General features: G+C 73.0%; 23 protein-coding genes. 11 read left to right on the top strand and 12 right to left on the bottom strand.

Features of this window, described 5'->3' with window-relative positions; translation table 11 throughout:
* Positions 1–25 precede the first annotated feature (25 nt).
* The 6 genes from ACZ5D2_RS11070 to ACZ5D2_RS11095 all read left to right on the top strand — a co-directional run bounded on the left by ACZ5D2_RS11070 (position 26) and on the right by ACZ5D2_RS11095 (position 7,392).
* Positions 26–328, top strand: a complete 303-nt coding sequence (locus ACZ5D2_RS11070) for a DUF1876 domain-containing protein (protein WP_371680425.1) — start codon at positions 26–28, stop codon at positions 326–328.
* A gap of 205 nt (positions 329–533) precedes the next feature.
* Positions 534–3,347 carry an AAA family ATPase gene (locus ACZ5D2_RS11075; protein WP_468928707.1) on the top strand — a complete coding sequence of 938 codons (2,814 nt, stop codon included), beginning with the start codon at positions 534–536 and terminating at the stop codon, positions 3,345–3,347.
* Between the two features lie 456 nt (positions 3,348–3,803).
* Positions 3,804–4,463, top strand: a complete 660-nt coding sequence (locus tag ACZ5D2_RS11080) for a helix-turn-helix transcriptional regulator (RefSeq protein WP_371680423.1) — start codon at positions 3,804–3,806, stop codon at positions 4,461–4,463.
* 112 nt (positions 4,464–4,575) lie between these two features.
* Complete coding sequence (locus ACZ5D2_RS11085) at positions 4,576–5,427, top strand: NAD(P)-dependent oxidoreductase (RefSeq protein WP_468928710.1); 852 nt, start codon at positions 4,576–4,578, stop codon at positions 5,425–5,427.
* Between the two features lie 103 nt (positions 5,428–5,530).
* Positions 5,531–6,364 (top strand): thiamine pyrophosphate-dependent enzyme, encoded by an 834-nt coding sequence (locus ACZ5D2_RS11090; protein ID WP_468928712.1) that lies wholly within the window; start codon positions 5,531–5,533, stop codon positions 6,362–6,364.
* Positions 6,361–7,392, top strand: a complete 1,032-nt coding sequence (locus ACZ5D2_RS11095) for a transketolase C-terminal domain-containing protein (protein WP_468928714.1) — start codon at positions 6,361–6,363, stop codon at positions 7,390–7,392. Before ACZ5D2_RS11090 ends, ACZ5D2_RS11095 begins: the two co-directional genes overlap by 4 nt.
* A 66-nt stretch (positions 7,393–7,458) precedes the next feature.
* Here the strand turns inward: ACZ5D2_RS11095 and ACZ5D2_RS11100 are convergent, their stop codons facing one another.
* Positions 7,459–8,598, bottom strand: coding sequence for an amidase domain-containing protein (locus ACZ5D2_RS11100; RefSeq protein WP_371680418.1), 1,140 nt, complete (start codon positions 8,596–8,598; stop codon positions 7,459–7,461).
* Positions 8,599–9,129: 531 nt separating this feature from the next.
* Here ACZ5D2_RS11100 and ACZ5D2_RS11105 point away from each other — a divergent pair.
* Positions 9,130–10,974: a transglycosylase domain-containing protein gene (locus ACZ5D2_RS11105; RefSeq protein WP_468928766.1), complete on the top strand. Its 1,845-nt coding sequence runs from the start codon at positions 9,130–9,132 to the stop codon at positions 10,972–10,974.
* 46 nt (positions 10,975–11,020) lie between these two features.
* On the opposite strand, the gene ACZ5D2_RS11110 is transcribed toward ACZ5D2_RS11105, so the two are convergent.
* Together ACZ5D2_RS11110 and ACZ5D2_RS11115 are read right to left on the bottom strand one after the other, a co-directional pair.
* A complete protein-coding gene (locus tag ACZ5D2_RS11110; protein ID WP_468928716.1) occupies positions 11,021–12,337 on the bottom strand; it encodes a polysaccharide deacetylase family protein in 1,317 nt (438 codons plus the stop codon).
* Positions 12,338–12,745: 408 nt separating this feature from the next.
* The gene (locus ACZ5D2_RS11115) at positions 12,746–14,368 is read right to left on the bottom strand and encodes an ADP-ribosyltransferase domain-containing protein (RefSeq protein WP_371680415.1); all 1,623 of its coding nucleotides are present in this window, start codon (positions 14,366–14,368) and stop codon (positions 12,746–12,748) included.
* A 268-nt stretch (positions 14,369–14,636) separates the two neighbouring features.
* Here ACZ5D2_RS11115 and ACZ5D2_RS11120 point away from each other — a divergent pair, with 268 nt between their 5' ends.
* On the top strand, positions 14,637–15,314 hold the full coding sequence (locus tag ACZ5D2_RS11120) for a macro domain-containing protein (protein ID WP_371680414.1): 678 nt from the start codon (positions 14,637–14,639) through the stop codon (positions 15,312–15,314).
* Between the two features lie 92 nt (positions 15,315–15,406).
* Positions 15,407–15,754, top strand: a complete 348-nt coding sequence (locus ACZ5D2_RS11125; protein WP_371680413.1) for a hypothetical protein — start codon at positions 15,407–15,409, stop codon at positions 15,752–15,754.
* A 202-nt stretch (positions 15,755–15,956) separates the two neighbouring features.
* On the opposite strand, the gene ACZ5D2_RS11130 is transcribed toward ACZ5D2_RS11125, so the two are convergent.
* The 3 genes from ACZ5D2_RS11130 to ACZ5D2_RS11140 all read right to left on the bottom strand — a co-directional run bounded on the left by ACZ5D2_RS11130 (position 15,957) and on the right by ACZ5D2_RS11140 (position 17,792).
* The gene (locus tag ACZ5D2_RS11130; protein WP_468928719.1) at positions 15,957–16,736 is read right to left on the bottom strand and encodes a crotonase/enoyl-CoA hydratase family protein; all 780 of its coding nucleotides are present in this window, start codon (positions 16,734–16,736) and stop codon (positions 15,957–15,959) included.
* A 396-nt stretch (positions 16,737–17,132) separates the two neighbouring features.
* Entirely contained in the window at positions 17,133–17,312 is a 180-nt protein-coding gene (locus ACZ5D2_RS11135) for a hypothetical protein (RefSeq protein ID WP_266845971.1), read from the bottom strand.
* Between the two features lie 87 nt (positions 17,313–17,399).
* On the bottom strand, positions 17,400–17,792 hold the full coding sequence (locus tag ACZ5D2_RS11140) for an STAS domain-containing protein (protein ID WP_371680411.1): 393 nt from the start codon (positions 17,790–17,792) through the stop codon (positions 17,400–17,402).
* 205 nt (positions 17,793–17,997) lie between these two features.
* On the opposite strand from ACZ5D2_RS11140, the gene ACZ5D2_RS11145 reads away from it, so the two are divergent.
* On the top strand, positions 17,998–19,119 hold the full coding sequence (locus ACZ5D2_RS11145) for an alkene reductase (protein WP_468928722.1): 1,122 nt from the start codon (positions 17,998–18,000) through the stop codon (positions 19,117–19,119).
* A 47-nt stretch (positions 19,120–19,166) separates the two neighbouring features.
* On the opposite strand, the gene ACZ5D2_RS11150 is transcribed toward ACZ5D2_RS11145, so the two are convergent.
* The 3 genes from ACZ5D2_RS11150 to ACZ5D2_RS11160 form a co-directional block, all read right to left on the bottom strand.
* Positions 19,167–19,589: a CBS domain-containing protein gene (locus tag ACZ5D2_RS11150; protein ID WP_371680409.1), complete on the bottom strand. Its 423-nt coding sequence runs from the start codon at positions 19,587–19,589 to the stop codon at positions 19,167–19,169.
* A 79-nt stretch (positions 19,590–19,668) separates the two neighbouring features.
* Positions 19,669–20,514: a class II glutamine amidotransferase gene (locus tag ACZ5D2_RS11155; protein ID WP_371681382.1), complete on the bottom strand. Its 846-nt coding sequence runs from the start codon at positions 20,512–20,514 to the stop codon at positions 19,669–19,671.
* A 234-nt stretch (positions 20,515–20,748) separates the two neighbouring features.
* A complete protein-coding gene (locus tag ACZ5D2_RS11160) occupies positions 20,749–20,943 on the bottom strand; it encodes a CsbD family protein (RefSeq protein ID WP_371680408.1) in 195 nt (64 codons plus the stop codon).
* 240 nt (positions 20,944–21,183) lie between these two features.
* On the opposite strand from ACZ5D2_RS11160, the gene ACZ5D2_RS11165 reads away from it, so the two are divergent.
* Positions 21,184–23,580, top strand: coding sequence for an Orn/Lys/Arg family decarboxylase (locus ACZ5D2_RS11165; RefSeq protein WP_371680407.1), 2,397 nt, complete (start codon positions 21,184–21,186; stop codon positions 23,578–23,580).
* A gap of 39 nt (positions 23,581–23,619) precedes the next feature.
* On the opposite strand, the gene ACZ5D2_RS11170 is transcribed toward ACZ5D2_RS11165, so the two are convergent.
* The 3 genes from ACZ5D2_RS11170 to ACZ5D2_RS11180 all read right to left on the bottom strand — a co-directional run bounded on the left by ACZ5D2_RS11170 (position 23,620) and on the right by ACZ5D2_RS11180 (position 26,797).
* Positions 23,620–23,742, bottom strand: a complete 123-nt coding sequence (locus tag ACZ5D2_RS11170) for a hypothetical protein (protein WP_371680406.1) — start codon at positions 23,740–23,742, stop codon at positions 23,620–23,622.
* A gap of 117 nt (positions 23,743–23,859) precedes the next feature.
* Complete coding sequence (locus tag ACZ5D2_RS11175; protein ID WP_371680405.1) at positions 23,860–24,732, bottom strand: helix-turn-helix domain-containing protein; 873 nt, start codon at positions 24,730–24,732, stop codon at positions 23,860–23,862.
* Between the two features lie 82 nt (positions 24,733–24,814).
* Positions 24,815–26,797, bottom strand: a complete 1,983-nt coding sequence (locus ACZ5D2_RS11180) for an APC family permease (protein WP_371680404.1) — start codon at positions 26,795–26,797, stop codon at positions 24,815–24,817.
* Positions 26,798–26,889: the final 92 nt, after the last annotated feature.

A 26,889-nucleotide genomic window follows, 5' to 3' on the forward strand; every position in this document is an offset into this window, starting at 1 on the left:
GGCCCCGGGCGTGAGGAGGCGCGTCATGACACACGCCGAACAGTGGCAGGTGGGCGTCTACCTGGACGAGGAGAGCGGCACCACCACGGCGCGCGCGGTGCTCGACAACGGGACGACCATCATGACGGGCCGCGGCAAGGCGCGCTGCAACCCGCAGGACGTGGAGATCCCGGCGATCGGTGACGAGCTCGCGGCGAGCCGGGCGATGCGCGACCTGGCCGGTCAGCTGATGCGCGCCGCCGACCGGGACCTGGCCGCGATGGGCGCGGTGCCCGAACCGCCGCGCACCGGCTACGGCTGGCCGGACGACGCACCGCTCAAGCGCTGACCCGAAATCCCGGCGCCCGGACGGGCTCGACACCGCGAGCAACGGCCCGCCGCCGGCCGACGGGCGACCGCGGGGGGCCTTGGCGGTCATGAGACGCAGGTCACAGAGGGGTCCGGAGCGGCGCCGGGATTTCGTACGTCTTGCAGCGGCAGACAGAATTGTCCTTCCCGCTACGCAGCGTGCCCGAACAAGTCCAGGAGTTCCCATGCCGAGCCCCGCCGTCCGGGACCGTGCCGACACCTCCTCCACCGTGCTGCGGGAGCGTGCGGAGCCGCCGGCGAGGGCTCGGGCGCTGGTGAGACGGGCCGCGGCGGGGGCCGGGGGCACGGTGGTGATCCGGGGGGCCAGCGGCAGCGGACGCAGCTCCGCGCTGCGGGCCCTCGCCCGGGACACGGAGCGTCACGGGACGACGGTCCTCAGGGCCCGGTGCTCCCTCCAGGAGGCCGGGGTCGACTTCGGGGTGGTCCTGCAGTTGTTCGACGGCCTCGGTCCGGCCGACGGCCCGCCGGACGTCGACGACTGGGGCGGTTCGTTGCACGGCGCCGATCTGCCGTCCCGGCTGTGGAGCCTGCTCCGGTCACGGGCCGCGTCCGGGCCGGTGCTGCTCGCCGTGGACGACGTCCACCTGGCGGACGCGGTGTCACGGCGCTGGCTCGCCCAGGTGACGCGGCGCCTGGACCGGCTGCCGGTCGTGCTGGCGGTGACCGAACGGTGGCAGTACGACCTGGTGCTGCCACGGCCCTCGTTCACCGACGCCTGTTCCGTTCCGGCCGACGAGATCTGCCTGCTGGCCCCGCTCGGTGCGACGGCCGCCCGGGCCCTCGTGCGCTCCGTCCTCGGCGACGACGCACCGCACACCCTGACCGAGGAGTGCGTCGGCGCCGTCGGGGGCAATCCGATGCTGCTGCACGCGCTCCTCACGGACCTGCGGGAGACGGCCGTCGGAAGCCCCCTCCCGGTCCGTCTGCCCGGGAGTTGCGCCGACCTGCGTCCCGGCGCGTTCACCGGCGCGGTGCTCCGCTGGCTGCACGACGCCGGTGCCGAGACCGCGGACGCCGTCCGGACCTTCGCCGAAATCCAGGACGAGGACGACGCACTGGCGCTGCTGGTCTCCGTGAGCGACGTCGATCCGTCCCGGGTGCGCGGCTGGACCGGCGAACTCACCCGTCAGGGCCTGCTGCGGAAGGACCCGCGCAGCGGCAGGCCGGTCTTCGCCCACCCGCTGCTGCACGAGGCCGTACGCGACACGTGGGAACGGCACCGCCGCGCGGACGTGCGCCGGCGCGCGGCCGAACTGCTGCACCACCGGGGCGATCCGGAGGAGTCGGTGGTGCGCCACCTGTTGCCGATACCCGCCGTGGGCGCTCCCTGGGCCGCCGACGCACTGACCGGCGCCGCCGCGAAGGCCGTCCGCGACGGGCGGGCCGACGAGGCGATCGCCTGCCTCCGCCGGGCGCTGCGGGAACCGCTGTCCGTCGTGCGCCGCAGCGAGGCCCTCATCCGGCTGGGCTGTCTGGAGGTACGGGACGAACGCGCCTCCGGAGTGCGCCACCTGGCGGAGGCCCTGCGTCTGCAACGCTCCGCCGGAGGGCGGGTCCGCGCCGCCACCGCGCTCGGTACGGCCCTGGTGGCCCGCGGCGAGGTCCACACCGCCCTGGACGTACTGGCCGAACTCGCGGAGGGCTTCGCCGACTCGACCGACCTCGCGCACGCGGTGCAGGCCGCGACCGCCCTGATCTCCTCGCACGACGGGGACAGTTGGCTGCGGGTGGTGGCAGAACTGCGCCGCATCGAGGAGCAGGCTCCCGACGGGATCGCCCCGACGGCCAGGGCCCTGCTCACCGAACACGGCGCGACGGCCGGCCGGCTGTCGGCGGCCGAGGCCATGGAGCGGGTCCGGTCGCTGACGCGGACCTCGCTGGACCCGCTGCTCGAACCGTACCTCTACGCGTCGGCCGCCACGCTGGCCCAGTGGGCGGACGAACTGACCGAGGCCGACCGGCTGGTGGCCCGGGGGCTCGTCGCCTGCCGGACGCCGAACCTGCTGCACCCCGGCCACCAGAGCCTGCTGAGCGTCGCGGCGGAGGCCGAGGTGATGCGCGGCCGGTACACCGCGCTGCTGGCCGACACGGCACTGCGGGACGTCCTGCCGGGCAACATGGCCGCGCCCGGCGCGGAGAACGCCCATCTGCGCGCCCAGACGATCATCGCCCTGACCGAGACCGGGCGGCTCGCCGAAGCCCGCCGCCTCGCCTACGCCGTCACGGCCGGGGGCGCGCACGGCTCGTGGGAGTGGAACGAGTTCCTGTACGCGCGGGGTCTGCTGCACATGGCGTCGGACGAACCCGACGCCGCCCTCACGGACCTCCTGGAGTGCGGCAGGCGCCAGTCCGCCCGGGAGGTGGAGAGCCCGATCGTCACCCCGTGGCGCTCCGCCGCCGCCGACTGCCACGTGGCGCTCGGGTCGCCGGAGCAGGCTGCCGCGCTGGCCCGGGAGGAGCTCCGGCTGGCCCGCGCGTGGGGAACGCCCCGCGCGGTGGGCCGGGCGCTGCGCGCCCTGGGGGTGGCGCTCGGTGGCCGGCACGGGCTGGAACTGGTCGAGGAGGCGGTGGAGTTGCTGCGCGGCCCGGCGGAGCCGCTGCCCGAGCTGCTGCCCGCCCTGGTGTCGCTCGGCCGGTCCCTGCACGACTCGGGCCAGAGCCGGCGGGCCCGCGCGGTGTTCCGCGAGGCCGTCGAGCGGGCCGAACGGACGGGAGCGGTACGGATGAACCTCGTCGCGCGGGCGGCCCTGCGCGACTGCGGGGCCCGGCCCCGGCGGGCGCGGCACACCGGCACCACGGCGCTCACCTCCAGTGAGCGCCGCATCGCGCAACTGGCTGCGGCCGGCCACAGCAACGTCGAGATCGCCGAGTTGCTGCACCTCGCCGTACGGACGGTGGAGACCCATCTGACGCACTGCTACCGCAAGCTCGGCATCCGCCGCGGGGACCTGGCCGTGGCCCTCGGCAAGACCGGCTGAGCCGACGGGGCCGACGCGGCCGGCTGGACCGGCCGGACCGGCTGACGGCCGGACCGGCCGAACCGGCGTCGTGGTGATCAGGGGGAAACCCCACGACACCGACGAGCGTAGGAGCGGGCGGGCGCGGCGGGCAGGACGGGAAGGGCAGACCCGGGGGAAGCCGCCCCGCCCTTCGCTGCCCGGAAGGGCGCACCGGCTCTGCCCCCGGCACGGGGGCGGAGAGGCGGGGGCCGCGGATAGCCTGCGATCCGGACGGGTCCGCGCGCCGTGGCGACCGCTGCCGGACCGGTGTGGACGTCCGGTGCCCCCGTGGAGCGTTCCCGTACGGCCCCGCACGGCCCTCGCCCCGCCGCCTTCCTCGTGGTCGTGGTCCCGATCTCGTGGTCGACCACGATGGCCGCGCCCCGCCCGATGGGAAAGGGTGGGAGCCGGTCGTGGGAAAAGGAGTTCTTCACCGTGCTGCAGTTCGTCGACGACGTCCGTACCTCCCGCCGGGTGGCGGTCGCCATTCACGCCCCGGACCCGATCACCCGGGCCGGAGCGATGAGCCACCTGCGCCAGTACCCGGAGATCGCGCTCGTGGACGACACCCGGCAGGACGGTGCCGACGTCGCCCTGCTGATCGCCGACGCCTTCGACGAGACGGTCCTGTCGAGGCTGTCCCGGCTGGTGCGGGCCGAGAAGGTCGGGGTGGTGCTGGTCCTGGACCGGATCCGGGAGGCCGAACTGCTGGACGTCGTCGCGTGCGGTGTGACCACGATCCTGTGGCGCCGCGAGGCCACGGGGGCACGGCTGCGCCAGGCCGTCCTCGCTGCCGAACGGGGCGGCTGCGAACTGCCGCCCGACCTGCTGGCCCAGCTGATCGGCCACATGGGGCGGCTCCAGGAAGGCAAGGCCGGCGGGCAGGGCGCCGCCTCCGTCGCCCTGGGCATGGTGCCGCGGGAGGTCGACGTCCTGCGGCTGGTGGCCGACGGCATGGACACCGCGGAGATAGCGGTCGAGCTCGCGTACTCGGAGCGGACGGTCAAGAACATCCTGCACACCGTGACGACCCGGTTCCAACTGCGCAACCGCGCCCACGCCGTGGCCTACGCACTGCGCGAGGGCTACATCTAGCCCCGTGTCCGGCGAGGTCCGCCGGGCACGCCACCGGCCCGGGCCCGGACGCCCCGGACACCCCGAGCGGCCCGCGGGCCGCGGACACGAACCCGATCGAAGAGGAAGCCCGTTGGAGATCGAGACAGCCGTCGTCCCGCCGTCCCCGCTCCCGGGACCCCTCGCCCCGGGAGACACCGTCGCCGTCCTGGGAGCCGGCCCGATGGTCTCCCGGATCGTCCCGCGTCTGCGCCTCTCGGGGTTCCTCGTACGGCTCCACCACCGGACGCCCGACCTGCTCGAAGGGCAGTCCGGGGCGGGCACCACGCTCTGCTCCACCCCGCGCGAGGCCGCGCAGGGTGCCCGCGCGGTGCTCTCCGCGGTGAGCGGCGACGCGGCGAGCCGCTCGGTGTGGCTCGGCGCGGACGGCGCCCTGGCCGGCGCGCGGCCCGGAACACCGGCCGTCGAGTGCTCGCCCCTCTCCGGCGGGTGGACGACCGACTGGGCCGAGGCCTGCCGTGAACGCGCGCTGGCGCCGGTCGACGCCCCGGTGACCGGGACCACCCCACGGGCCCCCGACGGCACCCCGATCGTGTTCGCCGGCGGCTCGGCCGCCGCCGTCGAATCCGCGCGCCCGCTGCTGGCCGTGTTCACCGACCGGGTCTTCCGGCTGGGCCCGACCGGGGCCGGCGGCCGGTTCAGGCAGGTCGACGAACTGCTCGCCGGTTCCTTGCTGATCGCCCTGGGCGAGGCGTTCGCGACGGCGGAGCGCCTCGGGCTGGACCTCGCGCGGGCGCTGGACGTCCTGGCGGAGGCCGGCCGGTCCGGGGGCGTTCCGCCCGCCGCCGACCGTGCCCCGCGGGTCCACCGCACGGACATCAGCTGCCGGCTGGCCCTGATGGCCCAGGACCTCGGGTACGCCGGCGCCCTGACCCGCCGCTCCGTCCCGCACCCCCTTCCGGCACACCGCCCTTCGGTCCCGTGACCGCATCAGCGAAGCGTTCTTCCACGATGCGGGATCTCGAACCCCCCTCGCCCGGAAGGGACTGGCACGAACCTCCGCGCACCGGACAAGGAGACCTCAGCAGATGGAACCCGCCGCAAGCGGTCCGGACCTGCGGGACGTGGAACGGATGCTGGCCATCCGGGTCTTCGAGGAGCGCCTGCCGGAGCTGTCCGCCGCCGGCCGGCGGCCCGGGACGACGCGCCCGCGCCCCGGCCGGGAGTACGTTCCGGTCGCCCTGCTCGATCTCGTGCCCGACGCCGACGTGTTCAGCGACCACCACGGACACGGCCGGTACCTCGCCCGCCACGACGACCCGCACGGCCTGCTGGCCGAGATCCTCGGCAAGGACGAGGGCGTCTGCCGCGGCGTCGGCGGATCCCACCACCTCTACCGGCCCGGATTCATGTCCGCCGGAGTGCGGGGCTCGGGCGTGCCGGTCGCCGCGGGGGCCGCGCTCGGCCGCAAGCAGCGCGGCACCGGCGGGCTGAGCGTGTGCTTCGTCGGCGACGGCGCGTGGGGCGAGGGCGTGGTGTACGAGACCCTGGAGATCGCGGCCCTCTGGAGCCTGCCGCTGCTGCTGGTCGTCGAGCACGACGGTGCCGGCCGGGCGGCCCCCGCCGCCGCACCGGCCGGGTCCGTCGCAGCGCGCGCCGCGGCCTTCGGCGTCGACCACCTGCTGATCGGGGGCTGCGACGTCGGCGCCGTCCGCGCACGGCTCGCGGAACCCGTGGAGCGGGTGCGCTCCGGGCGGCCCCTGATCGTGGAGTTCCGCACCGCGGCCGACTGGTACACGGTGTACGACGTACCGGGCGACGCGGCGTTCGCGGCGGCGGAGCGGCGCCAGCGCGAACGGATGGACCGGGTCGTCGACGAGGTGCTCGCGCTGGAGCCGTCGGGGTGGGAGTACTGCGGATGACCCCCCGTGCGCGGCTCGGCCGCCTGCTGAACGACGCCCTCCACCGGGTGATGGCCGAGGACGACTCCGTCTTCGTCCTGGGCGGCGACGTGGCCGATCCCCAGGGGGGCACGTTCAAGATCACCGCCGGCCTGGCGAAGGCCTACCCGTCCCGGGTGTTCGGTACGCCGGTCGGCGGGGCGGCGGTCCTCGGCGTCGCCAACGGGCTGGCCCTGACCGGTGAGAAGGCGATCGTAGAGATCCCGTCCGGCGGCTCCGTGGCCCAGTCGTTCGACCAGATCCTCACCATGTCGAGCAGGCTGGTGTCGATGTACGGCAGGACGCTGCCGATCCACCTGGTCGTGCGGTGCCCGGTGGGGTCCGGGCAGGGCGACGGCGCGGCGCACGGCCGGTCGCCGCAGCGCCATTTCCTCGGCGTCCCCGACCTGCACCTCTTCGAGCTGAGCCCGGTGCACGATCCCGGCGAGCAGCTCGCCGCGGCGATCGGGCTCGGCCGGCCGAGCGTGTTCTTCGAACCGAGGTCGCTCTACGGCCGCTACCCGCTCACCCCCCGGGCGGAACCCGGCGTCGAGGTGACCGGGCCGTTCGGCGGGTCCCGGTGGATGCGCCTGGTGGTGGGCGCCGGGGCGGGGGGCCCGTCGGGCGTCGCCGCGGAGGTGACGGTGTTCTGCACGGGCGGGACCGTCGCCCGCTCGGTCCGGGCCGCGCGCGCCCTGGCGGCCACGGGCGTGACCGTCCAGCTCTTCGTGCCCTCGCGGCTGTTCCCGTTCGACCTGGAGCCGGTCACGGGGTTCGTGGGCCCCGGCAGCCTGGTGTCCGTCGTCGACGACGGGCCGGGCCCGGCCGGGTGGGCCGGCGCCGTCGCGGCCGCGCTGGCGACGCGCCTGTGGGGGACCCTGCGCAAGGCTCCCGTGCTGCTCGCCTCGGCGGCGTCGGTCGTCCCCGCCGCGCGGGAGCTGGAGGACCGGGTCGTGATCTCGTCCACCGACATCGTGCGGCGGCTCGTCCGGGAACTGGAGACGCCGTGAACCGGCTCCTCCCGCCACGGGGTTCCGCGACGGGGTTCCGCGACGGGAGGAGCCGAGGGGCACCGGTCAGGTGCGGTACGCGTAGTACACCGCGTCCGGGTAGGACGCGATGAGGCTCGCGAGCGACTTCCGGTAGGTGTTCGTGGAGTGGTAGGTGACGTACGGCATGCCCGCGCTGCTGCGGTAGGTCACCATCATGGAGTGGTCCTTGGACCCGTCCTTGTTGAAGTCCACCTGCACGATGTCACCGACGTCCGTCTGGTACACGTTGGCCAGGTTGGCCGCCCGCTGGTTGGACAGCGTGAACCAGGCCCACTCGTTCGCACCGACCCAGGAGTCGGACTGCCTGGCTCCGTCGTACCACCAGTTGCGGTAGTCCGAGGTGGAGCCCGGAACGGCCTTCCAGCCACCCGCCTTCAGCGCCTGGCTGATGAAGTTGGTGCAGTCACCACCCGCGCCGGAGAACTTCCGGTACGCCGGGTTGTAGTTGCTCCAGTACTTCTCGGCGTACTTCGCCATGGCCGCGTAGTCGTAGGCACCGCCGGTCTTGGCCTTGGGCTTCGCCGGCGCCGGGTACTTGGTGGACGCGGGCGTGCCGTCCGGGTACTGGTTGCCGTCGTCCTTGACCACGTTCGCCTTGGCCGCCACCGGCTCGTTCACCGCGACCGGGCCGTTCTCCTGGGACTTGATCGAGTTCAGCTCCCAGGCACCGCCCTTCTTGCTGGTGAGCTTGAGCTCGTACCGGGTCCGGAAGTCGGTCGTCGCCGGCTCGTCCCCGCGCAGCTTCTTGTACGTGAGCGTGGTCTGCTCGGTGACCTCGACGGTGGCCTTCCCGCCGGTGACCGTGGCCTTCTCCACCGTCACCTTGGTGTCGGCCTTCGTGTAGGCCTCACCGAGGTCCGCGAGCCGGGTCCTGCGGGACTTCAGGGACGAGAGCGCGGAGGCCTCGTCCTTCGCCAACTGGGCCGACATGCGGCCCTTCGTGGCGTTACGGCCCGAATTGCGATGCCCTCCCTGGTCCTCGACCAGGGCATCGGAGCGCTGCGACAGTACGTCGCCCGCAAGGCGCCCGAAGGTGTCGACCGTCTTGCGGTCGGCTGCTTTGGGGCCGGATTCCGCACTCGCAGAGGAAGCGAGCAGACCTGCGGTCACCGCGCCCACGGTCAGGGCCGCGCCGGCGGCGACCTTGAACCTCTTTGGTATCACTATTTTCCCCTTGTCACCCGGTCCACTCGAACCGAGGCACGGAATCTTCGCACAACTTCACGACACCTTCGCTCCGTTCCGTTTGTGCGGCCGGACCGACGGCACGTTTCCCTACTCACCCGTAAGGAAGCGGACACGTTCGGTCGCTGGGCGACCCCACAGCAAGTGCCTCTAGGGTGTGGGGCAAGAGCAGCAGAAAGGGCATGCGCAGTGGGCAGGCAGGAAAGGGCCGGAAGAGGGCGATCACGGGACACAAGGGTGGTTCCGGACAACGGCGGTGGCACCCCCTCGGGCCGTCGCGGAAGTTCCGGTTCCCGTCGCAAGCCCCGCGCGACGGCCCGCCGGCGCATCACCCTCCCCCCGGCCCTCCTCGGGGCCGCCACCTCGGCCGCCACCCGGGCCGTCGCCGCGGTGCGCCCGTGGGTGCGGCGCCTGCGCCCCGCCTACCCGAGACCCGGCCGCACCGGCTGGCGCCGCTGGGCTCCCTCGTGGCGCCAGTGGCTCGGCGCGTGCCTGTACGTCTTCATAGGCATGGTGGGCTTCGTCGCCTGCGCGTACGCGACGACGGACATACCCGACGACCTCAACTCCTTCGCCAAGCAGCAGGACAACATCTACTACTGGGCCGACGGCTCCACGATGGCCAGGACGGGCTGGGTCAGCCGGCAGGAGATGCCGCTCGACAAGGTGCCCCCGAAAGTCCAGGGAGCCGTCCTCGCCGCCGAGAACGCCAGCTTCTACTCGGACCCCGGAGTCTCCCCCTCCGGCGTCCTGCGCGCCGTGCGCGCCGCCGTGACCGGGGGCGAGACCCAGGGCGGGTCGACCATCACGCAGCAGTACGTGAAGAACGCCTACCTCAGCCAGGAGCGCACCCTCTCAAGGAAGTTCACCGAGCTCCTGCTCGCGGTGAAGCTGGACAACCAGAAGTCCAAGAAGCGGATCCTCCAGGACTACCTCAACACCAGCTGGTTCGGCCGCGGCACCTACGGCATCCAGCGCGCCTCCCAGGCCTACTACGGCAAGGACGTCTCGCAGCTCAACGCCAGCGAGGGCGCCTTCCTCGCCTCGCTCCTCAAGGGCGCCGGCCTGTTCGACCCGGCCCTCGGCAAGGAGAACCGGGCGCGGGCCGTCGAACGGTGGAGCTGGATCCTGGACCGGATGGTCGAGACCGGGCAGATATCGGCCGCCGAGCGCGCCACGTACAAGACCTTCCCCGAGCCCTCGGGCACCTCCCTCTCCGGCACCCCCGGCGCACAGACCGGCTACCTGGTGGAGCTGGCCAAGCAGTACGCGGTCAAGTCCGGCCACATCAAGGACTCCGACTTCGACCTCGGCGGCTACCAGGTCTACACCACCTTCGACCAGTCCCGGATGGCGGCACTGACCGCCGCCGTGCAGAACGCCGAGAAGGGCTTCGACGCGGAGAAGCGGCCCGACACCGACAAGCACGCGAAGATCGGCGCGGCGAGCGTCGCCCCCGACGGGCGCCTGCTCGCCGTGTACGGGGGCCCCGACTACCTCAAGCAGGGCTTCAACGAGTCGAACGCGACCACGATCCCGGCCGGCTCGGCCTTCACCCCCCTCGTGTACGCCGCCGGACTCGAAGAGGGGGTGCTGCGCACGCGCGGCAAGGCCCGTACGCCCCTCTCCCCCACCGCCACCTACGACGGCAACGACCAGGTCACCGTGCAGACGCCCGAGGGCCCCTACTGGGACCGAAGCGGCAAGGTGGTCAAGGGGCGCAACGACGGGGGCCGCAACTGGGGCCAGGTGACCCTGCGCCAGGCCGTGGCCGACTCGGTCAACACCCCCATGCTGCAGCTCGGCCTCGACGTCGGCCTCGACCGGGCGGAGGCGTTCGCGGAGCGTTCGGGGCTGCTTGCGTCGAGCCTGGGCCCGCGGATCCCCGCCTTCGCCCTCGGGGAGAACTCGACGCCGAGCGCGATCCGCATGGCCGGCGCCTACGAGACCTTCGCCGCGGACGGAATGCACACCGACCCGTACTCGGTGCGCTCGGTCAGCCGCAACGGCGCCGCGGTGCCGCTCGTCGCCCCGAAGCCGGTCCGGGCGATGTCCGCCAAGACGGCGCGCACGGTGACGGAGGCCCTGCGGGACGCCGTCACCGAGGGGTCGGCGAAGACGGCGGGCAAGGCCCGCCCCGGCGCCGCCGGCAAGACGGGCACGACGGCCGCGAACACGGCGGGCTGGTTCGTGGCCAGCACCGGGCAGGAGTCCACGGCCGTCGTGGTCTACCGGATGTCGCTGACCGACCTGATTCCGCTTCCGCTCACCGGGCTGGGCGGTGACGCACCGGGCACCCCCGGCAGTGAGCGCGCGGTGCGGCTGTGGGCCGACTACGCCAAGGCCGTGAAGTAGCCGGGCGGGCGGCGCACCGCGCGCCGCCCGCCCGTGACCCGCCCCGCTACTTGATCAGCTTCTTCCAGTCCGGCGCCTGCGCCGGGTCGAGCATCCGCAGCTGGGCCAGGACCTTCGGGTCCTGGACGTCGAGCCAGTCCGCCAGTTCACGGAAGGACACGCAGCGGACCTCCTTGCGCGGGCAGACGTCCCTCATGACGTCCTCGATGGCCTTCATGTAGATGCCACCGTTCCAGTCCTCGAAGTGGTTGCCGATGAACATGGGCGCCCGGCTGCCGTTGTAGACCCGGTTGAAGCCGTTGAGGTACGACATCCGGGTCTGCGTCTGCCAGGCCGTGAACTTCGTCGGGTCCCCCTGGGTGCTGTCACCGGACTGGTTGTAGAGGAAGTTGAAGTCCATGGAGAGGACCTGCGCCTCCTTGCCCTGCAAGGGGACGAGCTGGAGCGGAAAGTTCCATATGTCCTGCTGCTTGGACGGCCACATCTGGAAGTCCCCGGACGAGCTCGCGTCGTAGCGCCAGCCGTACGGCTTGATCGCGGTCAGCAGGTTCTTCTGGCCCTCCAGGCAGGGTGCCCGGCCGCCGACCATCTCCCGGTCCGGGTCGAAGGGCAGGGGCGCCTCCTTGGCGAACCCGGTGTTGGTCTTCCAGGTCTTCATGAAGGAGTACTGCTGGTCGATCTCGCTCTTCCACTCGTCGACGCTCCAGTCCCCGCCGCCCTTGGGACCGCAGAAGTGCCCGTTGAAGTGCGAGCCGATCTCGTCTCCGTCGGCCCAGGCACCGCGCAGCTGCTCCAGCGTGGTCTTCACGTGCGGGACGGTCGGGTACGAGATCGCGGAGGCGCCCTGGGCGTGCTGCGGCGGCTTGTAGAGCATCTTCTTGGCGTCCGGCAGCAGGTAGATGCCCGTGAGGAAGAAGGTCATGTGGGCGTTGCTGTCCTTGGCCACCTGACGGAAGTGCGAGAAGAGGTGGTCGTCGCCCTCCAGCGCTCCGTCCCAGGAGAACACCACGAACTGCGGCGGCTTCTCGCCCGGCTTCAGCTTCTCGGGCTTGAGCTGTCCCGGCTGGGGCCCGGTGTTGGAGGTGGAGCCGTCCCCCAGCACCTTCACCTTGCCGTCCCAGGGCCCCTCCGGCCCCTTCGCCCCGTTCGAGGGGGCCGGGGCCGCGAAGTTCGCGTCGCGACCGGTGGAGCCCGCCGAGCCGCCCAGGGTGAAGGCGTACGCGGCCGCGCCGCCGCCCAGGGCGACCACGGCGGCGCCGATCCCCAGGCGCTTGCGGTTCTGGGCCTTGCGGCGTTCCTTGCGTTCCCTACGGGCATTGCGGGGCTCCGCGCCGGAGTGCGGAGCGAGGTCGGTCTCGGCCATCGCTGTCGTATCCCCCCTGATCACCGCAGCAGGGCCGCGCATGGATGGTTCGTACGAATATAGAACTTGTCGGCACAGCTGCCGCACCCATGTCCATCAACGACGTCGCTTCACAGCCAACCCACAGCCCCCGGCCGCGCCGCGGGAACCCGCCGGGGGATTCCGCCGGGGCCCCGCAGACACCCGTGCGGGCACGCCTCCCCCCGCTCCGGGCCCGGGGCCTCGGAGGGCCTGCCGGACCCGTCGCGGGCGGGCCGGACCGGTTCCGCGGACATGGCCGGTACCGGCTGCTCCCCCTCCGGGTCCGCTCCGGCCCGTGCCATGATGCGCGCGGCCGTGTCGCTGAGGGCCACCTCGCGGGTACTCACGGTGGTGCCGGCCGCCCCCGCCCGCTCCGCCCCCGCCCGCTCAGGACACGAGGGTCTGCTCGGCCAGCTCGGTCAGCCGTACGGTGCACAGGCCGCCGCGTTCGGTCCTGACGTCCGTCACCTTGAGCTGCGTACCCGGCGAGAGGATGAACTCCTCCTCGGCCGTGAACGCGGAGAACTCGCTGATGCCCACCGCCCGGAGGGGGACCACCTCGAAGAGCGTCCGCTTGCCGCGGCTGCCGAGGAAGGCCTTGGCCACACCCAGCTCGGGCGTGCAGGAGGACACGCCCCACCAGGTCACGGTGCGGCCGAGCGGGTACTGCGTGCGGAGGTCCAGCGACACCCCGCGCCACAGCGGTTCCGTGCGGACGGGAAGCTGCGACACCGCCGAGAACAGCAGACGCAGGTAGGGGAGGTACGGGACGACCCTGGACCGGTCCGGCGTGCGCAGGACGGCGTTGATCTCCCGGTAGAAGGCCGACTCGCAGGTGTAGAGGTGGAGGGCGGCGATCGCGTCGGCGGACAGGCCGCCGGCCGACGTCCGCGCCCGTCGCCTGCCGAACTCGCGGGACAGCCCGACGTGCCGGTCGAGGGAGGACAGCAGCCCGGCGACCGGGGCGACGGCCTGCTGGAAGTCCATGAGCGGGGTGTCGAAGACTCCGGTGATGGCGGGGAGGACGAGTCCCTCGTCCTTGACCCCCGCGAGCCGGTCCAGGTAGAGCTGGTGCAGCTCCATCGTGGACGCGATGAAGGCGCCCATGCGCGCGGCGACGCCGCCGTCGCCGTCCGTCCCGCCGGACTCGGCCGCGGCCTCGTTCCACCCCTTGCTCGGCAGCCAGTCGACCGGGACCGCGCCGACCGACGCGAGTGCCTCGTTCACCATGGCGAAATGGTCGCCTTCGCAGAAGATGTCGCCCTGGGCCGCCGGGTTGGGGTGGTCGATGTGCCGGACCTCGACCTCCGGGTACTTCTCCTGGAGACGCAGGACGGCCTTCTTCAGGCTGCGGGCATGGGCTCCCCACCACGCGAAGACGACGCCGCGGTCCTCCTCGTCGGCGTTCTGTTTGGCCCGGAGGATCTCCTCGACGACCCGCTCGGCGACCGGGCGCCAGAAGGCGGTGTGGCGGTCGGTGCCCGTCGCCCCGTCGGCGCTGGCGGTGAGCGCGGCGTTCAGGAGCAGCACGCCCTGCGTGAGCATGGCCTGGAACCACTCCGGGGGCTGGACGGTGTCGCGTTCCCGGAGCAGTGCGCGGACGTCGGCGATGGGGGTCTTCTTCTGGATGCCGTACTTCCACATCGCCGCCGCCTTGATGATGCAGCGGATGCTGACGACCCGGCCGAACTGGCTGTCCTTCCAGTCGTGGAAGGTGTTGTCGAACATGGCTATGCCGGTGGCGCTCTCCGGCCGCGGGTACGGGTTCTGTCCGAAGATCACCACCTTCCACTTGTGCGGCGGCTGGGGCTTGAGCGCCTGGAAGGTGAGTTCGCGGACGGGAACGACCTGCGGGTCACGGCCCGGTCCGATGAACCCGGCCGCGTCGGGCTGCGCCTCGATGACCGGCTTCAGGAGCGGGAGCCACGGTTCGCCGCCGCCTTCGAACAGGCCGGCGAGGGCCAGTGGGTCGTTGGTGTCGGGTTCGGCCGGGACGTTGTCGTCGCGCATGGTGAAGTCACTCCGGATGAGAGAAGCCTGCTGGGGAGGGGCGGCGCGGTCGCGGACCGGCCGGCTCGCGCCGCCGGCGGACCCGCGCCGGTACCGGCGTCGGCCGCCGGGGCCGGTCCGCTGGAATCTGGCGGCAGGCTAACAGCGGCCCCTGACAGTGGCCGCCATCGTGACGGTACGTCACGGGAGGCTTCCTCAACGGGCGTTGTCAGTGGGGGGCGCTAACGTCGTGAGCAGTGGAGAAGCCGTATCTCGATGGGAGTGGACCATGGCCGTGGACCTGGCGCAGTCGTCGCTCAGGGTGGTATTGACCGACCTCAACGCCGAAGTGGTGGAGGCATGGCGCGCGGCCTTCGCCGGCACACCGGGGGTGGAGATCCGTTCGGGGTCGATCCTCGACGAGGTGGTCGACGCGTGGGTCAGTCCGACCAATTCCCGGGGCCGGATGGACGGCGGGGTCGACGCGGCCGTGAAGCGGCACCTGGGGGCGGGCATCCAGTTGCGCGTGCAGCGGGCCATCCGTGACGGGTTCGGGGGCAGCCTGCCGGTGGGCAGCGCGGTGTGCGTGCCCTCCGGGGCGGTCAATCCGAAGTACCTGATCTCGACGCCGACCATGGAGACGTCGTCGCAGGACGTGAGCGAGACCCTCAATGTGGCCCTGGCCTGCGCGGCCGCGTTCCAGGCGGTCCACCGGCAGAACGAGCTGGCGCCAGGCAGCGTCCGGTCGGTGGCCCTCGTCGGCATGGGCGCCCGGACCGGCCGGGTCCCGGCCAGGGTGTGCGCCAACCTGATGTGGACCGGCCACACCCTCTTCAACGACCACTCCTTCGCGGACTATGAGGACCTGCGCCGCACGGTGATCGCGCAGCTCGACGACATCGAGAACGCTCCGGCCGAGGAGCCCATACGCATCACGCCGCCCCGGACACCGGCCCGCCGGCCCTGACCACCCCCGACCGACCGCCGACGCGGCCGGGGACGCGCGGAATCGCCACACGAGGGACAATGGGCACACATCTGGAGGACGGGGGCGTTGCCATGGACGGCCCTGAGCTTTCCCGGCGGGAGCTGGAGATTCTCAACGGCATCGAGCAGGAGCTGCGCACCGAGCAGCTCCTGGACCGCCGGTTGCGCACCCTGCACCGCGGGCTGCGGCCCTGGTCCTCGGCCAGGGACTGGCCCCGGCGGCACTGGCTCGGCGCGTGCACCGCCGCATTGGGCCTGGTCTGCGCGGTGTTCTTCGTGCGCGCCGTGGTCACTTCCTCCCCGGCCCAGATCTGGGCCTTCTCCGCCCTCTGGGTGCTCACCCTGGTCGGCCTGCTGCTGCTCGTGATCCGGTGGTGCCGCAGAGTGGCCGCCGCGTCGGAGAGGGCGAAGAACGGCTGACGTGGGGCCGCCCCCCTCAAGGGCCGGAGCACTGCGCATGCCGTGAACAGGTCCGGCGATCATCCCCGCGAAGGAGTCGGCAGGGGGCCGGCCGCGCGTGGACCACGCCCCCTGCGGCGCGGCGCCCGACCGGCAGGGCGCCGAAGGGGCCGGACCGCTGCCGGACCGCTGCCGGGCGGGGAACCGGGGCAGGCTCCTCCGCTCACTCCTCGAACGAGCCGTGCCGCCCCGCGCCGGCCACGAACCGGTCGGCGCCGGACCGGGTCTCGCCGGCCCCGAGCGGGACGATCCCGTGCCGGTACTCGGCGGCGAGTGCGTCCGCCTCCGCCAGACCGTGCTGATCGAGGACCGAGAGGCGGTCGTGGCGCAGGCACAGCTGGGGAAAGCCCGCGATCCGGCGTGCCAGTTCCTCCGCCTCCGGCCGGGAGCGGCCCGGGGGGACGATCCGGTTGGCCAGCCCCATGTCGAGGGCCTCGGCGGCGCCGACCGGCCGGCCGGTGAGGATGAGGTCCATCGCCCTGCTCTCCCCGATGAGCCTCGGCAGCCGCACCGTGCCGCCGTCGACGAGCGGTACGCCCCAGCGCCGGCAGAACACCCCGAAGACCGCGTCCTCCTCCACGACCCGGAGGTCGCACCACAGGGCCAGCTCCAGGCCGCCGGCGACCGCATGGCCCGCGACGGCCGCGATGACCGGCTTGCCCAGCCGCATCCGCGTGGGGCCCATCGGGCCGTCGCCGTCCGGGAGGACCCGGTTGCCGCGCCCGGTGCCGACGGCCTTGAGGTCGGCACCCGCGCAGAACGTTCCGCCCTCGCCCCACAGCACGGCGACGGCCGCGTCCTCGTCGGCCTCGAACTCCCGGAAGGCATCGGCCAGTCGGGCCGCCGTCGGGCCGTCGACGGCGTTGCGCGCCTCCGGCCTGCCGATGATCACCGTGAACACCGGCCCGTCCCGCTCGATCCGCACGGTCGCCTTCTCGTCCACCCCGCACCCCTCTCACGGACACTGATGGTGCGTGATCGTGCCACAGCGAAAGGCCCCGGTCTCCATGAGGAGGCCGGGGCCTTTCGATCGAGCGCTGGGCAGGCCTTGCACCTGCATTCCCCCACGGGAAGTGGGGTGTCTTTCCTTGGACCACCAACGCCGGACTCACGACCGAGGATCTCGGCCGCAGGAACAGTGCCAACAATACACCGGGATCGCACACCGTCAGACGCCCCCCGGACCAGCACCGTTGCCGCCCGGCCGGGTGGGGTCCGCGCCCGCGGGCACGAGGCTGCCGGACCCTGCCACCGCGCCGGCGGGCCGCCCGCACCGTCGTAGGAGGGCCCGTGACGTGAGGGACGGGGGCGGGGGCGGGGCGGCGCCCTCGTCAGGTGGTCATCGGGCGGCTCCGGGCGGGTCGTCGTCGGGGTGCAGGCCGAGCATGTCCAGGAGCAGCAGGAGTTCGGCGGGGTCGGTGGCGTGGGCGGCGACCGTGCGGCGGGCGGCCGCGCGGTCGTCTCCGGCACCGCCCGGGGCCAGGAGGGACGGGTCGTCACAGCCGAAAGGATCCTTCATGCCTCGATGCGACCAGCCCGGCCGCCGGAACGCAGCCGGGCCTGCTCCACCCGGCCCCGTCGCCGACGCCCCGCGCCGGGACCGGTCCTAACCCAGCGGAGGGACCCCGACGGTTTCGCCCCTGCGGACACGGGCGCGCTGCTCGACCAGACGGCGGAAGCTCGCGAGACCGTAGCGCTCCCCGGTGGCCGAGCCGGGCCCGGGGATCCGGGCCACCTCGGCCATCAGCTCCTGCGGCTGGCGCTGCCAGCCGACGACCAGCACCCGCAGGCCGAGGCATTCGGCCCTGCGGTGGACGTCGAGGAGGAGCAGCAGGCCGGCGGTGTCCATGAAGGGCACCCCGTGCAGGTCGATCATGACCACCGAGTGGCCCTCGGCGACGGCCCACAGGCAGGCCCGCAGCGCCGGCGCGGCGGCCGTGTCGAGATCGCCGGTCACGGTGATCAACAACGTGCTGCCACGACACTCGGTCTCCGTCATGAACGAGGGCTTCACCCGCGGCCTTCCCTTCCCACCGGCGGCCCCGCGCGCGGTCCCGGCGCGGGGGGCCTCCATCCTGGCGCCACCACCACCGCAACGGGCACCAGGCGCGCCCGAACGCACCCGCCGGGGAACGGTCGCGGCGGGCCCGAGCCCGGCCCCGGGCCTTGAACCTGACACCGATGTGAGGTTCTACGGTGCCCGCATGGACCAGACGCAGCAGACCCCCTCCGCATCCCCGCTCTTCGTCCCCGCCCGGCTCGGCGGCCTGGAGCTCCCCAGCCGACTGGTGATGGCGCCGCTCACCCGCAGCCGCGCCGGGGCCGACGGGGTCCCGGGCGAACTCATGGCCACCCACTACGCGCAGCGCGCCTCGGCGGGTCTGATCATCGCCGAGGCCACGACGCCGAACGCGGTGGGCCAGTCCTACCCGCACATCCCCGGGATCCACACCCCGGCGCAGGTCGCCGGCTGGCGGCGGGTCACCGACGCCGTGCACGCGGCCGGCGGGCGCCTGTTCCTCCAGCTCCAGCACGGCGGCCGGGTCGGCCATCCCGACACCAGCGGACACGTCCCGCTCGCCCCGTCCGCGGTGCCGCTGCCCGAGCCCCTGCACACCCCGAGCGGCTTCCAGGACGCCGTCGTACCCCGCGCGATGACGGCGCGGGACATCAGGTCCACGATCGCGGACTTCGCGACGGCCGCCCGCAACGCCGTCGCGGCCGGTTTCGCCGGGGTGGAGGTGCACTCCGCCAACGGCCACCTCCTCCACCAGTTCCTCTCGCAGAACACCAACCTCCGCACCGACGGATGGGGCGGCTCCGCCGAACGGCGGATCCGGTTCACCGTGGAGGTGGTGCGGGCCGTCGTCGAGGCCGTCGGCCCGGAGCGGGTCGGCGTCCGCGTCTCGCCCGGAGCGACCGTCAACGGTGTGGAGGAGGGCGACACCCGGGAGCTCTACCCCGCCCTGCTCAAGGCCCTGGCGGACCTCGATCCCGTCTACCTGCACCAGATCCACGCCGACCCGGACGAGGCCGTCTTCGCGGAGATCCGCCGGACCTGGGCGGGCACGCTGGTCGCCAACCCCGCTCTCACGCGCGAGGAGGTCGCGGCCGACGGGGGCCTGCGGCGGGCCGAACGCCTGCTCGCGGTAGGTGCCGACCTGGTCTCGCTGGGACGGGGCTTCATCGCCAACCCCGATTTCGCGGAGCGCCTGCGCACGGGCGCCCCGCTCAACGAACTGCGTCCCGAGTTCCTGATGCACGTGCACGGGGCCGAGGGCTACAACGACTACCCCGCGCTGGAGCGGACCGCGACGTCCCGGTGACGGCGCTGCGGGGCGTGCGGACCGGTGTCCGTCCGGTGGGCCCGGGGTCAGGCCTCGGGTTCCGCCGCGGAGATGAACGAGAGGGGCGAACCCGGATCGCGCTCCACTTCGAGGTCACCCAGGGTGACGATGCCGACGAGGCCGCCGTCCTCGCCCACCACCGGCAGCCGGCGCAGGGCGTGCCGGCGCATGACCTCGACGGCCCGGTCGACGTGCTCGTCGGGCCCGATCGTGACCGGCTCGGTGCTGCAGATCTCGCCGACCGTCGTAACGGCAGGGTCCCGAACCTCCGCGAGCGCCCGGACGACGATGTCACGGTCCGTGACGATTCCGCAGAGCCGGCCCCCGTCGAGGACCAGCACGTCCCCGATGGAGGCGTCCCGCATCACCCTCGCGGCCTCCGCCAGTGACGTCTGCCGGTCCACGGTCACCGGATTTCCGGTCATCACCTCGTGCACTCGACGGGTCATCGGACCTCCCGCTGCTGGGACCGGCCCCTGTGCCGGGCTCCTGCCCTCCCGCGCACGGGGTGGCACGCGCCGGGGGACGTCAGGGGAGTTCGGGGACGAAGGGGAGGTAGTCCGTCTCCAGGCCGGAGGGGACCACCACGTAGCTGGCCTCGGGGAGCTCGTTCCACACGCCGTGCAGGTCCCCCAGCGGCTCGGACACCACGATGCGGGTCGCGTCCGAGATCTCGCGGAGGTAGTCGATCTCCGGGTGGAGATCGCGGACGGTATCGGCGCGGCTGCTGTAGAAGAGCGTCCGGGACGCGCCCTGGCTGGAGTACCGGAAGGCCCAGACCCGCTCGCCGTCGCTGACCGCCACCGTCATCTGGAGCGGTTCGGGCACTCCGTGCTCCTTGCCGAGCCGTTCCACGAGCCCGGCCATCCTGGCCACCGCGCCCGGGACGTCCTGGTCGAGGCCGAAGGTGACCGCCAGGTAGAACATCACCTCGGAGTCGGTGGACCCCTCGATGAACGGGAAGAGCGCCGGGTCGACCGCCATGCAGAGGTCCCGCTGCAGCCGCTGGAAGTCCGCGATGGCCCCGTTGTGCATCCACAGCCAGCGGCCGTGCCGGAACGGGTGGCAGTTGGTCTGCTGAACGGCCGAGCCCGTGGAGGCGCGTACGTGCGCGAAGAACAGGGGCGATCGGACGTGGGCGGCCAGCTCGCGCAGGTTGCGGTTGTTCCAGGCCGGCGCGACGTCCCGGAAGATGGCCGGTGTGCCGTCTCCGGCCGGGTCCGCGCTGTACCAGCCGATGCCGAAGCCGTCCCCGTTGGTCGCTTCGGCGCCCATACGGGCATACAGGCTCTGGTTGATCAGGGAGTGCTCCGGACGGTAGAGCACGGCATCGAGCAGCATGGGCGAACCCGAGTAGGCGAGCCAGCGGCACATGCGCACCATCCCCTTCCGCGGCATGATCCGAGCCTAACTCCGTGACGGCGATCCGCCCTGCGGTACGCCGTCACCGCAGGTGGGTGCGCCGGGACACCCCGTGGTCATGGCCCGCGGACGGTCGGCACGCGCAGGGGACGGGGTACCCGTGCGCGCCGGGACGGCGGGCCGGACGCGGACCGACCGGGCCGGCCCCGCGTACTGGGGCGGGCCCGGTCGGGTCACGAGGGGGGCCTACTGGCTCTTCTTGCCCCGGAGGCTGTCGGCGGCGCCGCGGGCCCGCTCCGCCGTTTCGGCGGTGGCCTCCTTCGCCTTCCCCTTGGCCTGGTCCATCTTGCCTTCGCCCTGCATCCGCTCGTTGCCGGTGATCTTCCCGGCCGCTTCCTTGGCCTTGCCCTTGGCCTGGTCCATCTTGCCCTTGTCAGCCATGCGAACTCCTTGACGTGTGGGTCGGTCCAACGCTTGCCAAATTATGCGAGAACCGGACATACCGCATGGCGAGCCCGCCCCGCCCCCCACCGGCCCGCGCGGGTCCCGGGGCATGACGACCGGGCCGCCACGCCCACCTGCGGGTGAAGCCCCGCGGAAGATCGGCGGCGCTGCCCGCGGGGCCGCGAGACTGTGGCCCGGTACGGGTGGCCGTACCCCTGGGCGCGGGGAGCGGAAGACATGGCGAACGGTACGGTCCTGCTGGCACTGCGGGAGAACCCGATGGGCGGCGGCGTCGGGGTCGAGCAACTGCGCCGGATCGGGAAGGAGTTGGAGAACCAGGGACTGGAGCTGCGGTGGGCGCCGAGTGCGCGTGACGCGCGGGGCGCCCTGCAGGCCGAGGCGGGCCTCGTGGCGGCCGTGGTCGCCTGGGACCTGCCGCGCACGGCGCAGGGCGCGGTCGAGGAGGGCGGTGGCGGGGAGGTGCTGCGGCACATCGGGCGCCGCTTCAAGGACCTGCCCGTCTTCCTGGTGATGGCGGACGACGCGGACCAGGACCTGGAGCGCTTGCCGCTGTGGGTCTCGGAGACCGTGGTCGGCTACGTCTGGCCGCTGGAGGACACCCCGTCCTTCATCGCGGGCCGGGTCGCGACGGCGGCCCGCGGCTACCACCGGGACCTGCTGCCACCGTTCTTCAAGGCGCTGCGCCGCTTCGAGGACTCCCACGAGTACTCCTGGCACACCCCCGCCCACTCCGGCGGGGTCGCGTTCCTCAAGTCCCCGGCGGGGCGGGCGTTCTTCGACTACTACGGGGAACGGCTGTTCCGCACCGACCTGTCGGTGTCCGTCGGGGAGCTCGGGTCGCTCTTCGAGCACAACGGTCCGATCGGCGAGGCCGAGCAAAACGCCGCGCGGGTCTTCGGCGCCGACCGCACCTACTTCGTCCTGCACGGCGACTCCACCGCCGACCGGATGGTGGGCCACTACAGCGTGACGACCGACGAGATCGCGCTGGTGGACCGCAACTGCCACAAGTCCGTGCTGCACGGGCTCGTGATCTCCGGGGCCCGTCCGGTGTACCTGGTTCCGACCCGCAACGGCTTCGGGCTGGCCGGGCCCCTGCCGCCCGCCGTGACCGACCCGGCGGCGGTGGCCGCGAGGATCGCCGCGAACCCGCTCACGGCCGGCGCGGTCTCCCCCGCGGCCCAGTACGCGGTGCTGACCAACTCCACGTACGACGGCCTGTGTTACGACACCGTCGCGGCCGCACGGGCCTTCGCTCCGAGCACTCCGCGGCTGCACTTCGACGAGGCCTGGTTCGCGTACGCCCGCTTCCACCCGCTGTACGCGGGGCGCTACGGCATGGCCGTCGGACCGGACACCTTCCCGGACGCCGGCGCGGAGCCGGGGCGGCCCACGGTCTTCGCGACCCAGTCGACGCACAAGCTGCTGGCCGCCCTCTCCCAGTGCGCGATGGTCCACGTCCGGTCGTCACCGCGGGCCCCGGTCGAACACGAGCGGTTCAACGAGGCGTTCATGATGCACGGCACCACCTCGCCGCTGTATCCGGCGATCGCCTCCCTGGACGTGGCCACGGCCATGATGGACGGTCCGCAGGGCCAGTGGCTCATCGACGAGGCCGTGACCGAGGCGATCCGCTTCCGTCAGGCCGTGGTCCGCACCGGGCGCCGCATCGCCGCCGCCGGGGACCGGCCGGGCTGGTTCTTCGGCGTCTGGCAGCCGGAGTCGGTCACGGATCCCGCGACCGGCGAACGCGTCGCCTTCGCGGACGCACCGCCCTCGCTGCTCGCCGGCGAACCGTCCTGCTGGCACCTGGAGCCGGACGCCGACTGGCACGGCTTCACCGGGCTGAGCGAGGGCTACTGCCTGCTCGACCCGGTCAAGGTCACGCTGACCTGCCCGGGGGTGACGGCCACCGGTGAGACCGGCGACTGGGGCGTTCCGGCCCGGATCCTCACCGCCTACCTCGCGGCGCGCGGGATCGTCGTGGAGAAGACCGACGGCTACACCGCCCTGGTCCTCTTCTCGATGGGCATCACCAAGGGCAAGTGGGGCACCCTGATGGACGCCCTCATGGACTTCAAGGCACTGCACGACGCGGACGCCCCGCTGGACCGGGTCCTCCCGGAACTGGTCGAACGTTTCCCGCGCAGCTACGGCCGCACGACCCTCGCCGCCCTGTGCCGGCGGATGCACGAGCACCTGACCCGCGCCGAGCTGATCAGCGCGCTCGACGCGGCGTTCCAGGACCTCCCGGAGCCGGTCTCGCCGCCCCGCCACTGCTACCAGTCGCTGATCCGGGGCGGCACCGAGCGCGTCCGCCTGGCCGAGGCGGCCGGACGGGTGGCGGCGGCCATGGTGACCGTGACCCCGCCGGGGATCCCCGTACTGATGCCCGGAGAGTCCACCGGCGCCCCGGACGGCCCCCTGCTGCGCTACCTGCGCGCCCTGGAGGCCTTCGACCGGGCCTTCCCCGGCTTCCACAGCGAGGCCCACGGGGTGAGCGTGGACCCCGAGACCGGCGACTACCTGATCGAATGCGTCCGCACGGACGCCGACGGGGACGGCGCCCCGCGCAGTCCCGGCACCGTAACGGACGCCGGGACGCCTTCCTGACGCGGACCCCCGGGGGCCGGAGCGACGGCGGGCGGGAGGTCAGCTCCCGTCCGTGTCCCGGCCCTCGCGGCGCCTGCGGCTGCGCCGGCCGAGCGTCCCCACCACGGCGATCAAGCCTCCCGTGAGCGCTCCGGACACGAGGACGCGCAGCAGGTTCTCCATCGGGTACTCCCCTCTCAGTCAGGTCCACCGGCCCCTGGGACCGGTGCCTGATCCACTCCGAACGGGGACACTAGCGGCGTACCGGCGGCCTGGCTTGGACGAATTTGACCTCGCCCCTCACAGCGCGAGCGCCCCCTCCGTCACGCGGGCCGCCGCCATCCGGCCGGGGGTGGTCCCGGCCAGCGCGCGGAACTCGCGGTTGAGGTGCGCCTGGTCGTAGAAGCCGCAGGCGGCGGTCACGTCGGTGGGGTTCGCGCCGTCGCGGGTGAGCAGCCCCACGGCCCGGTGGAAGCGCAGCACCCGGGCGGAGGTCTTGGGCGTCAGGCCGACCTGTTCGGTGAACCGGCGCACCAGGTGGCCCTGGCTCCAGCCCACTTCGGCCGCGATCCGGCCGACGGGGATCGCCCCGCCGGCGCGGGTCAGCAGCCGCCAGGCGTGGCCGACCTCGGGCGCGGGGCGCGGCCCGCGATCGAGCCGGGCCGTCAACGCGGCGTCCAGCAGGTCGAAGCGGGCTCCCCAGTCCCCGGTCGCCGCCAGCCGCTCCACCAGGAGGGTGGCCCCGGGGCCGAGGACGTCGGACAGCTCGACCACCCGGTTGGTCAGCTCGCCCATCGGCACGGCGAACAGCCGGAAGGCGCCCAGCGGGGTCAGTTCCAGCCGGATCGCCTCCTGGCCGCCGGGGTGGTCGCAGACGCGGGGCCCGTCCTCCAGCCCGGCGACGAGGGAACCGGTCACCGGGCCGGGCGGGCCCGTGTCCCCCAGCCGCCGGACGCGGGTGAACGGCTCGGCCAGGCTGAGCACGACGACGGCCCGGCCCGTGGGCACCAGCCTCACCCGGTAGGGGGACGCCGTCGCCTCCCAGTAGCCGGCGTAGCTGTGCACGAAGGGGCGCAGCGCGGCGGGCCACGGCCGCGTCACCCGCCATCGGCCGCCGACCCTGGTGACGTCGACCCCCCGACCGATCGGGTACGGGCCCGCCTTCGCGACCACCGGTATGTCCCCCCTCCTCCCTCGGCCCCTCCTGGTCCGTACGCGCCGGACCGTCCGCGCCGGGCCGTACGCGCCCCGCCCGTCAGTCGCCGACGTGGATGCCGGGGCGACGGTCCGGGTCGGGCTCGTGCCTGCGGATGATCTCCCTGGTGACCGGGGCCGTATCGCCGCGGCCGAGCAGGAAGTAGCGGAACATGTGCCGCATCGGGCTCCCCTCCGCCCAGGCGAAGTAGCAGTGCGGCCTGACGCCGGTCGTGTCGCGCAGCGCGAGCAGGATCGCGGCGATGGCGTTCGGCGCGGCCGGCGCCTCGGCGCGCAGGACCCGGTAGCCGTCCACCTCGATGCCGCGCACGGTGAGGGTCTCGCTGAAGTCGGAGGGGTCGACCACGTCGATCTCCAGGAACATGATGTCGGCGGGCCCGGGGACCGGGTTGGAGCGGCGCTGCTCCCGCTCCTTGCCGGCGTATTCGGCGCTGTCCCCGGTCTCCCGGCGGTTGGCGATGATGTTGACGGCGTTGTCGTACGCGATGGTGTCGGTGACGAACCGGCGGGCGGCCGGGTCGAAGACGATGCTGTCGGCCCGCAGTTCCGTGGTCCGCGAGACGCGGGAGACCAGGGACACGACGATGATGCCCGCGATGAACATGCCCGAGATGGCGAGGCCGTCGGGCTTGTCGACGACGTTGGCCACCAGCGCGTAGAGCAGTACGGCGGTGAGCAGCGTGAAGCCGGCCGTCGCCGCGCGCCGGCGACGGCGCAGGGCGGAGACGGTCACGGCGAAGGCACCGGAGACCATCATGGCGAGGATCCCGGTGGCGTAGGCGCCGGCCTGGGCGTTGACGTCGGCGTCGAAGGCGACGGTGATGACGACGCAGAGGACCGTGTAGACGAGCACGACCGGTCGCACCGCGCGTCCCCATTCCGGGGCCATCCCGTAGTCCGGCAGGTAGCGGGGCACGATGTTGATCAGCCCCGCCATCGCCGACGCTCCGGCGAACCAGAGGATGAGGATCGTGCTGATGTCGTAGACGGTGCCGAAGGCCTCACCGACGTGTTCGTGGGCCAGCCACGCCAGCGCACGGCCGTTGGCGCCGCCGCCGGGTTCGAACTCCTTGTGCGGGATGAGGACGGTGGTGACGAAGCTGGCCGCCAGCAGGTAGACGCTCATGATGAGCGCGGCGGTGGTCAGGAGCTTGCGGGTGTTGCGGATCCGGGAGCGCAGCCGTTCCTCGGGGTCGGCGCCTTCGGCCTCGACGAGCGGCATCATGCTCACCCCGGTCTCGAAGCCCGAAAGGCCGAGAACGAGCAGGGGGAAGGCCAGCAGGGCCGGGCCCACGACGTCACCGAGGCCGCCTCCGCCCTCGACGAGCGCGTCCGTCCACGCGGACCAGGCGCCGGGGGTGGTGAACACCTCGACCGAACCGATTCCGATGACCACCGCGTTGAGCAGCAGGAAGACCGCGACGAGGGGAATCGCCACGCTCACGGCCTCGCTGAAGCCCAGCAGGAAGACCCCGCCCAGCAACAGGAGCAGGGCCACCGTGATGGCGACCTCGTGGCCGTGCAGGGCGTGCGGGAAGAAGGGGTTCTCCACGATGTGCACGGAAGCGTCCGCCGCGGACAGGGTGATCGTGATGATCCAGGAGGTGGCCACGAAGCCGAGGAGCACCAGGACGAACACCTTGCCGCGCCAGAACGGCAGGAGGTCCTCCAGCATCGCCACCGATCCGGCGCCGTGGGGGCTCTCACCGGTCACCCGCCGGTACATGGGCAGCATGCCGAGCAGCGTGAGACCCACGATCAGGAGGGTCGCGAGGGGTGACACGGCGCCCGCCGCGAGCGCGGCGATGGCCGGCACGTAGGCCAGGCTGGAGAAGTAGTCGACGCCCGTGAGGCACATCACCTTCCACCAGGCGTGCGATTCGCCGTGTCCTTCGGCTGACGTCGATCCGACGGGCTGCACCCGGTGGCGGAGCATCCACCGTCCCAGGCCTCCGTCGGCCTGCGGCCGGAGTGCCGGACTGTCCACCACTTCCGGTATGAGCAGTTCGTCCGTGTCCTTCATGGCCCCCAACAACCTTTCCCGCCCGGCGTTCCGGGCCCGACCGTCGCTGCGCTCGCGGTTCGGCAGCGATCAACGAGTATGAGGGCTGCCGG

The sequence above is a fragment of the Streptomyces sp. NPDC031479 genome, assembly GCF_055581065.1.